Source organism: Blautia schinkii (genome assembly GCF_013304825.1).
Lineage (GTDB): Bacteria > Bacillota > Clostridia > Lachnospirales > Lachnospiraceae > Blautia_A > Blautia_A schinkii_B.
The window spans coordinates 105,481-120,364 of record NZ_JAAWUO010000014.1; the positions used below are offsets into that span (position 1 = coordinate 105,481).

General features: G+C 44.2%; 14 protein-coding genes and 1 pseudogene. 1 reads left to right on the forward strand and 14 read right to left on the reverse strand.

Features of this window, described 5'->3' with window-relative positions:
• Positions 1-2 precede the first annotated feature (2 nt).
• Positions 3-1,346, reverse strand: a complete 1,344-nt coding sequence (locus HFM85_RS11780) for an MATE family efflux transporter (protein WP_173738303.1) — start codon at positions 1,344-1,346, stop codon at positions 3-5.
• Between the two features lie 110 nt (positions 1,347-1,456).
• Between HFM85_RS11780 and HFM85_RS16785 the strand changes: the two genes are divergently transcribed.
• Positions 1,457-2,338: an AraC family transcriptional regulator gene (locus HFM85_RS16785; RefSeq protein ID WP_173738304.1), complete on the forward strand. Its 882-nt coding sequence runs from the start codon at positions 1,457-1,459 to the stop codon at positions 2,336-2,338.
• Here HFM85_RS16785 and HFM85_RS11790 read toward each other — a convergent pair.
• From HFM85_RS11790 to HFM85_RS11850, 13 genes and pseudogenes are all read right to left on the reverse strand, one after another.
• A pseudogene (locus tag HFM85_RS11790) lies at positions 2,296-2,861 on the reverse strand (ParA family protein); the annotation flags it as partial. The gene HFM85_RS16785 and the pseudogene HFM85_RS11790 overlap by 43 nt on opposite strands.
• 184 nt (positions 2,862-3,045) lie before the next feature.
• Positions 3,046-3,438 carry a 30S ribosomal protein S9 gene (gene rpsI, locus HFM85_RS11795; RefSeq protein WP_173738305.1) on the reverse strand — a complete coding sequence of 131 codons (393 nt, stop codon included), beginning with the start codon at positions 3,436-3,438 and terminating at the stop codon, positions 3,046-3,048.
• A gap of 16 nt (positions 3,439-3,454) precedes the next feature.
• The gene (rplM, locus tag HFM85_RS11800) at positions 3,455-3,883 is read right to left on the reverse strand and encodes a 50S ribosomal protein L13 (RefSeq protein WP_021650595.1); all 429 of its coding nucleotides are present in this window, start codon (positions 3,881-3,883) and stop codon (positions 3,455-3,457) included.
• A gap of 243 nt (positions 3,884-4,126) precedes the next feature.
• Positions 4,127-4,864: a tRNA pseudouridine(38-40) synthase TruA gene (gene truA / locus HFM85_RS11805; RefSeq protein ID WP_173738306.1), complete on the reverse strand. Its 738-nt coding sequence runs from the start codon at positions 4,862-4,864 to the stop codon at positions 4,127-4,129.
• 103 nt (positions 4,865-4,967) lie between these two features.
• Entirely contained in the window at positions 4,968-5,771 is an 804-nt protein-coding gene (locus tag HFM85_RS11810) for an energy-coupling factor transporter transmembrane component T family protein (RefSeq protein ID WP_173738307.1), read from the reverse strand.
• A complete protein-coding gene (locus tag HFM85_RS11815; RefSeq protein WP_173738308.1) occupies positions 5,768-6,655 on the reverse strand; it encodes an energy-coupling factor transporter ATPase in 888 nt (295 codons plus the stop codon). Before HFM85_RS11815 ends, HFM85_RS11810 begins: the two co-directional genes overlap by 4 nt.
• Positions 6,640-7,491: an energy-coupling factor transporter ATPase gene (locus tag HFM85_RS11820; protein WP_173738309.1), complete on the reverse strand. Its 852-nt coding sequence runs from the start codon at positions 7,489-7,491 to the stop codon at positions 6,640-6,642. Before HFM85_RS11820 ends, HFM85_RS11815 begins: the two co-directional genes overlap by 16 nt.
• Positions 7,492-7,504: 13 nt before the next feature.
• Positions 7,505-8,116 carry a ribosome biogenesis GTP-binding protein YihA/YsxC gene (gene yihA, locus HFM85_RS11825; protein WP_119238703.1) on the reverse strand — a complete coding sequence of 204 codons (612 nt, stop codon included), beginning with the start codon at positions 8,114-8,116 and terminating at the stop codon, positions 7,505-7,507.
• A 69-nt stretch (positions 8,117-8,185) separates the two neighbouring features.
• A complete protein-coding gene (lon, locus tag HFM85_RS11830) occupies positions 8,186-10,498 on the reverse strand; it encodes an endopeptidase La (RefSeq protein ID WP_173738310.1) in 2,313 nt (770 codons plus the stop codon).
• Positions 10,499-10,515: 17 nt separating this feature from the next.
• Entirely contained in the window at positions 10,516-11,829 is a 1,314-nt protein-coding gene (clpX, locus tag HFM85_RS11835; RefSeq protein WP_173738311.1) for an ATP-dependent Clp protease ATP-binding subunit ClpX, read from the reverse strand.
• 111 nt (positions 11,830-11,940) lie between these two features.
• The gene (gene clpP / locus HFM85_RS11840) at positions 11,941-12,522 is read right to left on the reverse strand and encodes an ATP-dependent Clp endopeptidase proteolytic subunit ClpP (RefSeq protein ID WP_173738312.1); all 582 of its coding nucleotides are present in this window, start codon (positions 12,520-12,522) and stop codon (positions 11,941-11,943) included.
• Between the two features lie 24 nt (positions 12,523-12,546).
• The gene (tig, locus tag HFM85_RS11845) at positions 12,547-13,833 is read right to left on the reverse strand and encodes a trigger factor (RefSeq protein WP_173738313.1); all 1,287 of its coding nucleotides are present in this window, start codon (positions 13,831-13,833) and stop codon (positions 12,547-12,549) included.
• Between the two features lie 238 nt (positions 13,834-14,071).
• Positions 14,072-14,638 (reverse strand): DJ-1 family glyoxalase III, encoded by a 567-nt coding sequence (locus tag HFM85_RS11850; RefSeq protein ID WP_173738316.1) that lies wholly within the window; start codon positions 14,636-14,638, stop codon positions 14,072-14,074.
• Positions 14,639-14,884 lie beyond the last annotated feature (246 nt).

Genomic DNA, 14,884 nt, shown 5'->3' on the forward strand with positions numbered 1-14,884 from the left:
ATTTAATTCTCCATTTCTGTTAAATTTTTTAACCATTTATATTGTTTATAATGTTTAAATACTGCCGGAAGTTTTACCAGTTCATCCAGATTTAGGACAAAATACACCATCATTACCGGCAATTTAAATACAAATGCTGCGATACATCCCAGTGGAACTGCAAAGCACCACATGGTAACCACATCACATATTAATCCAAATTTTGTATCTCCCCCTGCAGGAAAAATACCACCTATTGTCATAGAATTGATTGATTTTCCTATTACATAATAGCTGCTTATAAACAGCATATTCTTTAAATATCCTGTTGCTATATCAGTCAGATTCGTAAAATGCAGGATTACAGGTGTCGCAAGAAAAATCACTCCAGCCGTCACCACGCCCAAAAATACCGAAGTTTTGCATAAAATATTTCCGTTTTTCTTTGCTTCAGATAAGTTCCCTTTACCAAGCAGATTTCCAACAATAATACTTCCACCATATCCAAAGCCGGTACAACCACAGATTAAAAGGTTCTTGGTTATATTTGCAATAGAATTGGCTGCGATAGCATCGGAACCAAGATGTCCAAGTATGACAGAATACATCGTAAATCCACCGCCCCAGGCAAGTTCATTAAAAAGTACCGGATAAACATGTTTCCAGAATTTCCTCGTTATATGGACTTCCCTGTTTTTTATGTCTTTTACTCCAATCCAAAATTCCTTTTTCAGGTGCAAAATATAAATCGCAATAGCCAGACCAAGTCCATTTGCAATGACAGTAGCCAGTGCCGCACCTGCAATCTCCATTCTTGGAAAGCCCATGTATCCGTAAATCAGAATAACATTCAGTATAATATTAACACAGACAACAACTGCACTTATTATGGTACATCTACCTGCATAACCACAATTTTTCAAGATTCCCTGCAAAACCTGCAGAACTCCTGAAAAGATATAGGATAATCCAATCACTTTCAAATACTTAATACCATAATCAATCAGTATAGTATCGTTTGTAAACAGTCGCATGAGCGTTTCAGGAATAAAGAATGTTGCAAGCAGAAAGAGAATGGAAATTATGAATACATATCTTAATACAAGTCCTGCTGATGTCCGTAATCCATCAAAATCTCTTTTTCCATAATACTGTGCAACAAACATATTTTCCCCTATTGTAAGTGCTGTTAAAATCAAATTGAAAACAAAGGTGATCTGCGAAGCCAGCGAAACTGCTGACAGAGAGTTCTGATTTAATCCTCCCAACATAAAAGCATCGCATGCACTTACAAGTGCTAACATAAATTGTTGTGCTGTAATGGGCAGAGCAAGTTTCAAAATCTTATTTGTGAATTCGTTTCCCATCTACAATTTTTCCTTTCTGTGCACAATATAAAAATAAACCAATTTTATTGATTTTTATACCATAATCAGCCATAATAATATAACAAACGTTCGAAAAGGAGATTATTTTGATGGAAGTATGTCCAAGCATTGTTTTAAATTCAGATGCATCTGAAAATGTTGCCTATAACAATCCAGACTTTCCTGCATATATAAAAAAGGGACAGCTTTCACGCTATCCTGATTTTCGTGCAGTCAGTCATTGGCATGACGATCTGGAATTTATTCTGATTTTAGAGGGACAGATGTTTTATGATGTGAATGGTCAGAAGATTTCTTTGCAAGCAGGTGAAGGAATTTTTGTAAACAGCCGCTGCTTTCATTATGGCTATTCCGATACTCATACAGAATGTCTCTTTATCTGTATTCTGTTATCTCCGCAGTTGCTTTCTGCAAATACTTATTTTGTGGAAAAATGTCTAAATCCCCTGATACAGAATATTCATTTTCCCTATCAACCACTGAATCCGTCTATCCTGTGGCAGAATTCTATTCTTCGTGACCTTGAAATGCTTTACAAAAAAAATGTGGATGAACTACAGCCATTTATTACGCTGGAAAAAACCGTTCATATTTTTCGACTCCTTGCTGAAAATATGAATTATTTCCCAGATTATGATAAAGATACAGAGGATACTCTGGCTCTTACTACAATGATCGGATATGTGCAGAAAAATTATCCCCACAAAATTATGCTTAAAGATATTTCATCCTCAGGAAATTGCTGCAAGACAAAATGTACTTCCCTTTTTCAGAAATATTTGAATACTTCCCCAATGGTATATCTAAATCGCTATCGTTTGGAAAAATCTGTTTTTCTTCTTCAAAATACTACAATGTCTGTTACTGAGATAGCATATACCTGCGGGTTTTCAAATAGCAGTTATTTTTGTGAACTTTTTCATAAGTATTATAATACCACCCCTGGGAAGTTTCGAAGCAGTAATAGATAAACACTATTCATATTCTTTGACTTATAATTATAATGGATATTTTTTAACAGTTTCCCTGTTTTTCCAGCCAGTCTTTCACATAACATCTGATCTCCTGCATTGTTTCCCTCTGCATTGTTTCCCTCTGCACTGATTTCCTTTGCCCGGACAGAATGGGGGATCTCTGTGACGAATACTTTAATCTTGCTGCCATAGGTCTCCCGCAGGAGCGCGGAAATCTCTTTGGCAAAGTTGGTTCGGCTATCCACCATCGTCAGCAGGATACCGTCGATCTGGAGCTTGGGGTTGATCTGCCGCTTTACCTTGTTTACGTGGAGAGGAGCTGTTCCAGCCCTTTGGCGGACAGATACTCCGCCTGAACGGGAATGATGATCCTGTTCGCAGCGGCCAGCGCATTGACTGTGAGCATACCCAGGGAGGGCTGGCAGTCGATGAGGATATGGGAATATTGCCCCTTCAGCGTGTCCAGATATTGCCGCAAGATAGTCTTACGACTCATGGCATTTACCAGGGATACTTCCATTTTGATCAGATTATGCCAAACTCTCCAGCGAAAAATCTGGTGAACCACTAAAAATTGGGGGAAAACGGCTCTCGTTAGGTCAAATGGGGTCAAACTATATCAGCCCATTTAGGTATAAGAAAACCCCGGAAAACCTTGATTTTCCGGGGTTTTTGAACTATTTTGATATAGTCTGAGCAGTCGATTATCGCTTGCTGAACTGCGGAGCGCGACGAGCTGCTTTGAGACCGTATTTCTTACGCTCTTTCATACGTGGATCACGTGTAAGGAATCCTGCTGCTTTAAGAGCTGGTCTGTAGTCTTTATCTGCCTCGAGGAGTGCTCTGGAAAGACCATGACGGATTGCTCCAGCCTGTCCTGTGTATCCACCGCCGTGAACGTTAACGATCACATCGAATTTACCCTCTGTCTCTGTTAAAGTGAGTGGCTGACGAACGATAACTTTCAGAGTCTCAAGACCGAAGTACTCATCGATGTCTCTTTTATTGATAGTGATTTTACCTGTTCCAGGTACCAGGTAAACTCTCGCGATTGATTTCTTTCTTCTTCCTGTTCCGTAGAATTTTGCGCTAGCCAATGTTTTCTACCTCCTATTAAAATGTTAAAACTTCAGGCTTCTGAGCCTCATGTTTGTGCTCTGGTCCTGCGTATACGAAAAGTTTCTTGTTCATAGCTCTTCCAAGAGGTCCTTTCGGAAGCATTCCCTTAACTGCGAGCTCGATAACCTTCTCAGGTTTCTTTGCTAACATTTCTTTTAATGTGGTTTCTTTCATTCCACCAACATAGTCGGAGTGGTTATAATAAATCTTCTGCTCAAGCTTCTTGCCTGTAACTTTGATCTTATCAGCGTTTACAACGATTACATAATCTCCTGTGTCAACGTGCGGTGTAAACTGAGGTTTGTTCTTTCCTCTTAAAACACTTGCAACACCGGAAGCCAGACGTCCCAGAGTGCAACCCTCTGCGTCAACTACATACCATTTTCTTTCGATTTTATCCGGATTAGCCATATAAGTCTGCATGGTCCTACCTCCTGTTATTTATCAACGATAATGTTTCTCAAACCGCGGTACTTCCGCGAAAAAAAGTAAATGGAAACGCGGGTGCAAAATAAATCGCGGAAATGTCCGAAACCGCTGATAAAATGCCGTCGCCGGGGCTATTGGCTCAAGCATCTTCGCACTACGTCACATTGAGTTATTATATTATAAGGCACCTTGCCTGTCAACTGTTTTTTCTTGTAATTTTCAACAAAATTCCTGTTTTCAGAAAAATTCAATTCCCATCAATGTCAGCCCCTGAGCCGGTGCTGTGGGGCCTGCTGCCCCACGGTCGCAGGCTTTCAAGATCTTATCCATACGTTCCGGCGGGTACTGTCCGTTCCCGATCTCGATCAGAGTACCAGAAATGATACGCACCATATTGTAAAGAAATCCAGTTCCTGAAATGCGGATCGTCACCATATCTCCGTCCCTCCATACATCCATGGAAGTTACTGTACGGATGGTTGTCTTCACCTGTGCACCGGAACCGCAGAAGCTTGCGAAATCATGTCGTCCGATCAGATAGGAAGTTGCCTCCTTCATCTTATCCACGTCCAGCTTGTAATGATAAAAATAGGAATACAGCCGCTCTGTTGGAACCGGAAATTTTCGGTTCAGGATACGGTATTCATATGTTTTTTCACTGTCACAGTAGCGGGGATGAAAATCAGGCTCCACCTCCTCAGAAAGCTGGATACGGATATCCTCCGGAAGTCTCTGGTTCAGTGCATAGGAAAATTTTTCCCCGGGGATCCTGGATTCGGTATCAAAAACCGCCACATTCCCAAGAGCGTGCACTCCTGCATCTGTACGGCTGGCACCGATGGTCTCTATCTTTTCTCCAAGCAGCTCACTTAAGGTATCATTTAAGACACCCTGGATAGTCGTTCCGTTTGGCTGTGTCTGCCAGCCGGAATAATTGGTTCCATCGTAAGCTACTACAAGTCCTACTCGTTTCATAAAATAATATACCTCCTGCTTCAGGCAGTTCCTGTCACTGCTTGTGATCCATGGCTGAACTGTTCATAACCTTCGCATTTTTACAAAAATCTGCCTGGCCCGGTTACAGTCCCACTGCACGGAACACCACACCAACTGCAAGATATGCCGCAAGGATCACAAATGCAATGTAATCTCTCTTCTCATAATGCAGCGGTTTCATCTGAGTCCTGTGATCTCCGCCATGGTAACATCTTGCTTCCATTGCCATGGCCAGATCATTGGCACGTCGAAAAGCAGAAATAAACAACGGTACAAGAAGGGGAACCATGTTTTTTGCCTTCTGGATCAGATTTCCATTTTCGAAATCTGCACCCCTGGCAATCTGCGCTTTCATGATCTTATCCGTCTCCTCCAGAAGGATCGGGATAAAGCGAAGGGCAATGGACATCATCATGGCGATCTCATGTACCGGCACCCGGATCTTGTTCAGCGGACGGAGCAATCTCTCCAGACCATCTGTCAGCTGATTCGGCGTGGTAGTCAATGTCATGATGGAAGATCCGATCACAAGGTAAACAAGACGGATTGCCATTCTTCCTGCAAGAACAAGGCCTTCCCTTGTAACCTTGATGATTCCGAAACGCCACAGCACTTCGCCAGGCGTCAGGATGATATTGAACACAACCGTGATCAGAAGGATCATAACGATAGCCTTCAGACCCTTGAACATGAATTTCACCGGAACCTTGGATATTGCGATCATGGCTACCAGAAATGCTGTTGCCACCGCATATCCGAGAAATGTATGGAACAGGAACACAGAGATCAGAAATCCCAGAGTTCCCAGAAATTTGGTCCGTGGGTCCAGTCTGTGAAGAACGGATTTGGCCGGATAATACTGGCCAATGGTAATATCTCTGATCATTTTTCCGCCCCTCCTTTGTTCAGTAATGGAGAGTTCGCCTGCGTAAGTGCGGCAAGGATGCTGTCTCTGGCTTCCTCCACTGTTGTGGCATCTGCATCCACATTCAGCCCATGTTCCTTCAGCGCATGCATAATATAGGTAATCTGCGGTGCGGCGAGTCCCATAGTTTCCAGTTCTTTATAATGGGAAAAAACTTTCTTCGGCTCATCGTCAAATACCGCTTCTCCATGATTCATAACAATGAGACGCTCCACATATTTGGCAATATCCTCCATGCTGTGGGACACCAGGACAATAGTGATTCCCCTCACTTTATGAAGCTCTGCGATCTGATCCAGAATATCATCACGTCCCTTCGGATCAAGGCCTGCTGTGGGCTCGTCCAGGATCAGGATCTTCGGGTTCATGGCAAGAACCCCTGCAATAGCTACTCTTTTTTTCTGGCCTCCGGAAAGCTCAAAGGGTGATTTCTTGAAATTGGATTCTTTTACTCCAACCTGTGTCAGTGCCTGCTTCGCTTCTTTCTCCGCCTCTTCTCTGGAAAGTCCCTGATTCATAGGTCCAAAGCACACATCGGAAATCACATCGTTCTCAAAAAGCTGATGTTCCGGATACTGGAACACCAGTCCAACTTCGCTCCGAAGCTGCTTTCTGTCATATTTTTCTGCCCACACATCTTCTCCATTGTACAGAACCTGGCCGGATGTTGGCTGTACCAGCGCATTCAGATGCTGGATCAATGTAGATTTTCCGCTTCCTGTGTGTCCGATGATCCCGATAAACTGACCGTCCGGGATCACAAGGCTGACATCCTGCAGCGCATGGCTCTCATAGGCTGTCCCTGGGCTGTAGGTATAGGTTACATTTTTTAATTCGATTGACATAATGCGCTCACCAGCTCCTCTGTAGTCAGTATTCCATCCGGAACATCCACGCCGGATTTCTTCAGTTCATATGCAAGAAGTGTTACCTGTGGTACATCCAGTCCATACGCTTTGAGGGTATCCACCTGGGAAAAAATCTCTTTAGGATTTCCCTGCATCACAACATTTCCGCTGTCCATGACATAAACACGGTCAGCATGGATCACTTCCTCCATGTAATGCGTGATCAGAATGACTGTAACTTTTTCCTTGCGATTCAATTCCCGCACTGCCTCCAGAACTTCTTTTCGCCCGTTGGGGTCCAGCATGGCTGTAGGCTCATCCAGAATGATGCATCTGGGACGCATGGCCATCACGCCTGCAATAGCCACTCTCTGCTTCTGTCCTCCGGAAAGCTTGTTTGGGGACTGATAACGATAAGCTGTCATGCCAACTTTTTCCAGGCTGTCATCTACACGTTTCCAGATATCGTCTGTGGGAATGCCCATGTTCTCAGGACCGAATCCTACATCCTCTTCTACTACAGTTCCTATGATCTGATTATCCGGGTTCTGAAACACCATTCCTGCTTTCTGGCGCACTTTCCAGAGTTTTGTTTCCCTGGCTGTGTCAATACCGTCTACCAGCATGGTTCCTTCTGTCGGAATCAAAAGTGCATTCATATGTTTCGCCAGTGTAGATTTTCCGGAGCCGTTATGTCCCAGTACTGCCACAAATTCCCCGGCTTCAATGTCCAGGTTTACATCATTGACTGCACGCTGCATGTCTACCACATTGCCGTCATCGTCATATCTCTGATAGTCAAATCCCAGCTTGAGCGCCTTGATAATTCCCATCTTTTTGTTCTCCTCAATCCTCTGTAGCTGCCGGTTCTGCTAATCCAGTCAACTCATCGATCAGTGCCCATATCTCGTCTCTTCCCTGCTTTGTCTCCGCAGAAAACGGAAGGATCTTTCCATCTTTCGGAAGTCCCAGTCCTGTGCGGATCTCCTTCAGGCTCTTTGCCACCTGGCTGCGCTTCAGCTTGTCAAGCTTGGTCGCGATGATCACCGGCTCATATCCGTTATGGCAGATCCAATCATACATCTGCTTGTCATTGGCAGATGGTTTATGGCGGATATCCACCAGAAGAAAGACTGCCCGGAGCTCCTTTGACTCGTGAAGATAGCCCTCGATCATCTTTCCCCATTTTTCCTTCTCAGCTGCGGAAACTTTAGCGTAGCCGTAGCCTGGCAGGTCCACAAGATACATTGCTTCGTTGATATTATAAAAATTAATCGTCTGTGTTTTTCCCGGCTGTGCACTGGTTCTGGCCAGAGCCTTGCGGTTCATCAGACCATTGATCAGGGAGGATTTCCCTACATTTGATTTTCCCGCAAAAGCTACCTCCGGTCTTCCTGTGTCCGGGATCTTGCTTGTGATTCCGCATACAATGTCCAGCGATACGTTTTTGATTACCATTTGTTGTTCCTCCCTTTTCTGTTAAAAGCCCTGTCCTGAAAATCAAGGCAGGGTTTTTTCTTGTTTTGTTTATGCAAGAGCTTCATCAAGAACTTCTTTCATGTTATCCACAAACTGAATGTTAAGTCCCTGTAGGATCTCTTTGTCCATCTCTTCAATATCCGGACGGTTTTTCGCCGGAACGAGGACTTCTTTTATTTTCGCATATTTGGCTGCAAGCAGCTTTTCTTTCAGTCCGCCAATCGGAAGCACACGGCCTCTTAAAGTAATCTCACCTGTCATGGCAAGGTCTGCGCGTACCGGTTTCCCGATAATAGCGGAAAACATAGCTGTTGCCATGGTAATACCTGCGGACGGGCCATCTTTTGGAACAGCACCTTCCGGGATATGTACATGGATATCTTTTTTCTGGAAAAATTCTGCATCAATTCCATACTCATCTGCAACGGAACGGATGTAACTGATACCTGCCTGTGCAGATTCCTTCATTACATCTCCAAGCTGTCCTGTAAGAAGCAGCTCACCTTTGCCCGGCATAACATTGACTTCGATCTGAAGAGTATCACCACCAACCTGTGTCCATGCAAGGCCACGGGCGATTCCAATCTCATTTTTTTCATTGGCCATAAGATAATCATATCTCTCTTTTCCAAGGAATCTGGAAATATTTCTGGATGTTACAACCACCTTATCTTTGCCTTCTTCCATAAGAGCTCTCGCAGTCTTGCGGCAGATGCGGCCGATATTTCTCTCAAGAGAACGGACTCCGGCTTCTTTTGTATAGCTGTTGATCAGCTTGCCAAGTGCAGCCGGCTGGATCACCAGTTTTCCTTTCGGGATTCCGTTGATTTCCATCTGTTTCGGAATCAGATGCTCTCTTGCAATATGTTCCTTCTCATTCTCTGTGTATCCGGAGATCTCTATCAGTTCCATTCTGTCAAGAAGTGGTCTCGGGATTCCCTGAACATCATTTGCAGTGGCAATAAACAGTACCTCCGAAAGATCCTGGGGAATCTCCACATAGTGATCATTGAACTTACTGTTCTGCTCCGGATCAAGAACCTCCAGAAGTGCCGCGGAAGTATCTCCCTTGTAGTCGCTGCTTGTCTTGTCGATCTCGTCAAGGAGCATCAGCGGATTGCTGACACCTGCTTCTTTCAGCGCAACAGTGATCCTTCCCGGCATGGCACCCACATAAGTCTTTCTGTGACCACGAATCTCAGCCTCATCACGAACACCGCCAAGACAGATACGTACATATTTCTTATTCATGGCCTCTGCAACAGAACGGGCAATGGAAGTCTTACCGGTTCCCGGAGGGCCTACAAGACAGAGGATCGGACTCTTGCCCTTATGTGTCAGCTTACGCACTGCAAGGAATTCCATGATACGTTCTTTTACATCTTTCAGTCCGTAATGACCTTCCTCAAGGATTCTCCACGCATTCTCAAGATCCTCGGAATCCTCGGATTTTTTATCCCACGGAAGAGCAAGAACTGTCTCAAGATATCCCCTCTGCACTGTAGCCTCTGCCGCACTGGCTGCCATTCCCCTGAAACGGCCGATTTCCTTGGATATCTTCTCTTTTACTTCGTCGGAAGCGTTAAGTTCTTTCAGCTGTTTGCGGAATTCCTCAACATCATCAGCTGTATTATCTTCGCCAAGCTCCTCACGGATCGTCTTAAGCTGCTCACGGAGAATGTACTCCCTCTGATTCTTGTCGATATGAGATTTCACCTTGCGCTGTAGATCTTTTGTGATATGAATCACTTCAATCTCACTGCCAAGAAGTGCACCCAGGATCTCATAGCGGTCATTGAGAGATACAGCCTCAAGAAGCTTCTGTTTATTCTGATAGGACATCGGAAGATTCACTGCGATCTGATCGATGGTCTCCTGCACATCCTCAATGGTCATGATCTGATTTACCAGATCTCTGCTTATTTTGCCACTCTCTCTGCAGTATTTCTGGAAAAGCTCCCGGATACTGCGGAGCATAGCATCTTTTACAGGTTCCGGATAATTCTCCTCCTGGGCTGTGACAACCTCGCATTCTGCTTTCAGGTATGGTTCTTCCTGTTCCAGGCTTAAAACCTCTGCCCGTTCCTGTCCTTCTACCAGAACACGGTAGAGATCCTGCGGAAGCTTCACCACCTGCTTAATATAGGCAATGGTTCCTACCTGATACAAATCATCAAGCCCTGGTGTCTCAACCTCCGGGTCTTTCTGTGTCAGAAGAAAAACCTTCTGGTCATGGAGCATTGCTGCTTCCACTGCACGGATTGATCTCTCTCTGCTCACATCAAAGTGTACGATCATCTCCGGCAGAACCGTAGTTCCGCGCAGAGCAATCATTGGCATTATATCGACCTGATTTGTCATTTATGTCATTCCCTTCATCAAGCTGTTACCGGCTTGCCTTTCTTTCTTGAACGGGATGTTTTGTGTCCTGCCTTCTTCGCAGGAGCCGGGGCCTCCCCGTGGATGATCTCCGCTTCTCCGGTTCCCTCCACTGCCTCTTTTGTGATGATACATTTACGGATTGTATCATCCGATGGTGTCCTGTACATCAAATCCATCAGAGTATGCTCCATAATGGAACGAAGTCCTCTGGCACCTGTTTTTCTCTCAAGAGATTTTCGCGCAACGCTCTCAAGTGCCTCGTCCTGGAACTCAAGCTCCACGCCATCCAGCTCAAAAAGCTTGTCATACTGCTTGGTAAGGGAGTTCTTAGGCTCTTTCAAAATACGGATCAGCGCATCCTCATCAAGGGAATCCAATGTCACAACAACCGGAACTCGCCCGATAAACTCAGGAATCAGACCGAATTTAATAAAGTCTTCCGGCATAACTTCCTTCAGAATTTCACCTACATTGCGCTCTTCCTTCTCGGAAACCTCTGCACCGAAACCGATAGATTTGGTATCCTGCCTGGACTCGATGATCTTCTCCAGTCCGTCAAAAGCTCCTCCGCAGATGAACAGAATGTTCGTTGTATCGATCTGAATAAACTCCTGATGCGGATGTTTTCTTCCTCCCTGCGGCGGTACGCTTGCAACAGTTCCCTCAAGAATCTTCAGGAGTGCCTGCTGTACGCCCTCACCGGACACATCTCTTGTGATAGATGTGTTCTCGGATTTTCTTGTGATCTTGTCGATTTCATCGATGTAGATGATTCCGTACTGTGCACGTTCAATGTCGTAATCTGCTGCCTGGATGATCTTCAGAAGAATATTCTCAACGTCCTCACCAACATAGCCTGCCTCTGTGAGAGTGGTGGCATCTGCGATGGCAAAAGGAACATTCAGAAGTCTTGCCAGTGTCTGTGCAAGAAGTGTCTTACCGGAACCTGTCGGGCCAAGCATCAGGATATTACTCTTCTGAAGCTCAACATCCAGGTTTCTGGAAGCAAGAATTCTCTTGTAATGATTGTAAACAGCTACAGAAAGTGCTTTTTTGGCATCGTCCTGTCCAATAACATATTCATCCAGAATGCTGTGGATCTCTTCCGGTTTCAGAAGATTGATTCCTGTTCCATAATCATCTTCGCGATCATACATGCTGAACTCTTCTTCCATGATCTCGGAACAGATACCGATACATTCATCACAAATATATGCTCCATCCGGACCTGCGATCAGCTTACGTACCTGATCTTCGGTCTTATGGCAAAAGGAGCATCTTACCTTTCCTTCTCTTACTTTATCTGCCATATGATTTTGTTTCCTTTCTAAGCGTAAATGTCCGTCTCTCGCAGACATTTGAAATTTCTTTTTAAAGCAAGATAAGACTCCTGTGTTTTTACAGGAGTCTTTTCTTACGCATTATTTGTGGATCACAACACCATCGATAAGACCATATGCCTTAGCTTCTTCAGCTGTCATATAGTTGTCACGGTCAGTATCCCGTTCCACAATCTCAAGAGGCTGTCCGGTATTCATAGAAAGAATTTCGTTCAGCTTCTTTTTAGTTTTTGCGATCTGGTCAGCTACAATCTGGATCTCAGTAGCCTGCCCCTGTGCACCGCCTGAAGGCTGGTGAATCATGATCGTTGAATTCGGAAGTGCATATCTTTTGCCTTTGGCACCGGAGGACAGGAGAAAAGCTCCCATGCTGGCTGCCATTCCAAGGCAGATTGTAGATACATCGCACTTGATATACTGCATTGTATCGTAGATTGCCATTCCGGCAGTTACAGAACCGCCCGGGCTGTTGATATAAAGCTGGATATCCTTGGATGGATCTTCAGCTTCCAGGAAGAGAAGCTGTGCAACGATCAGGTTCGCACTGACATCGTTTACCTCTTCTCCAAGGAAAATGATTCGGTCCTTAAGAAGTCTTGAATAAATATCGTAACTTCTTTCTCCTCTGCTGGTCTGCTCAATGACGTAAGGTACTAAACTCATTTTGCCCTCCATTTCCGAGGTTTATTACGCCTCTACAGCTGCATCGGCAACTAATGTAACAGCTTTCTGAACAGCCATATCTTTCTTCATCTGCTCCATCTCGTTCTCACCGATGAGATCTTTTAATTTGTCTGCTTCCATCTTGTACATCTCTGCCATCTTGGAGATTTCTTCATTTACCTCATCCTCTGTTGGCTGGATGTTCTCTACCTCAGCGATCTTCTCAAGAACAAGTCTTGTCTGGATTCTCTTAAGAGCCTGTGGCTTCATGTCTTCCATCATCTTTTCAACGCTCTGTCCTGTGAACTGGAAGTACTGCTCCATGGAAAGACCCTGAGACTGCATTCTTCTTGCAAAATCGTCAAGCATCTGACGTGTCTGTGTCTCGATCATTGCCTCCGGAATATCCATCTGGGCATTCTCGATCACTTTATCTACTGCTGCGTCTTCTTTTGCACGACGTGCATCTTCTGCTTTCTTCTCTGTCAGGTTCTTCTTAACGTCTTCTTTGTACTCAGCAAGTGTATCAAACTCAGATACATCCTTAGCGAAGTCATCGTCAAGCTCCGGAAGCTCTTTTGCTTCGATCTTCTTAACATCGCACTGGAATACTGCTTCTTTACCGGCAAGTTCTTTAGCCTGATACTCCTCCGGGAATGTAACCTTAACCTCTACGTGGTCACCTGTCTTAGCACCAACAAGCTGCTCCTCGAATCCCGGGATAAATGTGTTGGAACCAAGTGTCAGCGGGTAGTCTGTTCCTTTACCGCCCTCAAATGCTTCTCCGTCTACGAATCCCTCGAAGTCAATTGTTGCTGTATCGCCGTTCTCTGCAGCACGATCCTCAACTGTGATCGTTCTGGAGTTCTTCTCCTGCTCTTTCTTAAGCTCTGCCTCAACTTCCTCGTCTGTTACCTCTGTCTCAGACTTCGGAACCTCAAGTCCTTTATAGTCGCCAAGAGTTACCTCTGGTTTGGTAGCTACTTCTGCTGTAAAGATAAATGGTTTGCCAGGCTCAACCTGTGTTACATCGATCTTAGGCTGGGAAACGATCTCAAGATCACACTCAGCAAGTGCTTTGCTGTAATGCTCAGGAATCAGAGCGTTAGCAGCGTCCTCAAGGAATACTCCCTTTCCGTACATCTGCTCGATCATTTTTCTTGGAGCTTTTCCTTTACGGAATCCTGGAATGGAAATTCTTCCTTTCGCTTTCTGATATGCGTTCTGCATTGCCTTGTCAAGATCCTCAGCGGAAACTTCAATTGTAAGTTTCGCCATGTTTTTCTCCATTTTCTCCACCTGTAAACTCATGTTTCTTGTTCCTCCTTAATTCTATCGAGTAAATACCTTATATAAATAGTTAACACTCGCATTTTAAATATTTACAGTCATTTCTGTAGTATAGCATAATCACTATAAAAACGCCAGTATTTTTTTCGACTTATATAGCTCTTATATTGCTGTAAATTCACGGTTTTCTGTATAAATCTCGGTATCGTGCCTGTACATCTGCCCTTATTATTATGCGTTCATACAGGAACCGTCTCTTTTAATAGATTTTTTTTGTGGAATATACCACAGATTCTGCAATTTCCTCTGCTTTTGCACTTCCTTCCAGCTGACGGATCAGGGAAAGACTGAAATCGATTGCTGTTCCGAGTCCTCTGCTTGTTGTTACATTGCCGTCAACAACAACCGCCTCCAGAGACGTATTTGCGCTTGTAAGCTGTTCCATTACGGATGGATAGGATGTTGCATTTCTTCCCTTGAGGAAACCAAGTCTCTCAAATACTCCTGGTGCTGCACAGATAGCTGCTATCTTACCGCCTTTCTGGTAAAAATCCGTGAGAAGATCAGTAAGCGGTTTATATTCTTCGAGATATTTTGTTCCCGGCATTCCCCCCGGAATTACCAGTATATCTGCGTCAGAGAAATCGCACTCTCCGAAAGTCCTGTCTGTGAGAATATTGATTCCGTGGGAGGTTCTGATCTCTTTTGTTTCTTTAACAGATACTGTCTGGATATCGATTCCGGCTCTCCGCATCAGATCAACTACTGTCAATCCTTCAATATCCTCAAAACCGTCCGCGAAAAAAATATATACTTTGCTCATAATGTTTCCCATCCTTTCTTTTCTATATGATTCCGGGTTTTCCGGTGATTTTCCGTTCTATTTCATAATGCTTTTTTCTGTAGGAAATGTCAAGAAAAATACGGCTGAAATAACAAACTCCGTACTTTGCAAATGTTAATGAGCATTGCAAAACCTTGTTATTTCATATAAAATGAGGGCAGCATATTTTAAACAGGAGGTTATTAACAGTTAAATATAAATTATAAAATCATATAAGTACATGTTGAG

What these genes read in the sequence shown, in the direction of transcription:
- HFM85_RS16785 (WP_173738304.1), top strand. Translation starts at nt 1,457, where the DNA reads ATGGAAGTATGTCCAAGCATTGTTTTAAATTCAGATGCATCTGAAAAT.
- HFM85_RS11815 (WP_173738308.1), bottom strand. Translation starts at nt 6,655, where the DNA reads ATGTCAATCGAATTAAAAAATGTAACCTATACCTACAGCCCAGGGACA.
- HFM85_RS11820 (WP_173738309.1), bottom strand. Translation starts at nt 7,491, where the DNA reads ATGGGAATTATCAAGGCGCTCAAGCTGGGATTTGACTATCAGAGATAT.
- rplM (WP_021650595.1), bottom strand. Translation starts at nt 3,883, where the DNA reads ATGCAGACTTATATGGCTAATCCGGATAAAATCGAAAGAAAATGGTAT.
- HFM85_RS11780 (WP_173738303.1), bottom strand. Translation starts at nt 1,346, where the DNA reads ATGGGAAACGAATTCACAAATAAGATTTTGAAACTTGCTCTGCCCATT.
- truA (WP_173738306.1), bottom strand. Translation starts at nt 4,864, where the DNA reads ATGAAACGAGTAGGACTTGTAGTAGCTTACGATGGAACCAATTATTCC.
- clpP (WP_173738312.1), bottom strand. Translation starts at nt 12,522, where the DNA reads ATGAGTTTAGTACCTTACGTCATTGAGCAGACCAGCAGAGGAGAAAGA.
- tig (WP_173738313.1), bottom strand. Translation starts at nt 13,833, where the DNA reads ATGAGTTTACAGGTGGAGAAAATGGAGAAAAACATGGCGAAACTTACA.
- yihA (WP_119238703.1), bottom strand. Translation starts at nt 8,116, where the DNA reads ATGGTAATCAAAAACGTATCGCTGGACATTGTATGCGGAATCACAAGC.
- HFM85_RS11810 (WP_173738307.1), bottom strand. Translation starts at nt 5,771, where the DNA reads ATGATCAGAGATATTACCATTGGCCAGTATTATCCGGCCAAATCCGTT.
- lon (WP_173738310.1), bottom strand. Translation starts at nt 10,498, where the DNA reads ATGACAAATCAGGTCGATATAATGCCAATGATTGCTCTGCGCGGAACT.
- clpX (WP_173738311.1), bottom strand. Translation starts at nt 11,829, where the DNA reads ATGGCAGATAAAGTAAGAGAAGGAAAGGTAAGATGCTCCTTTTGCCAT.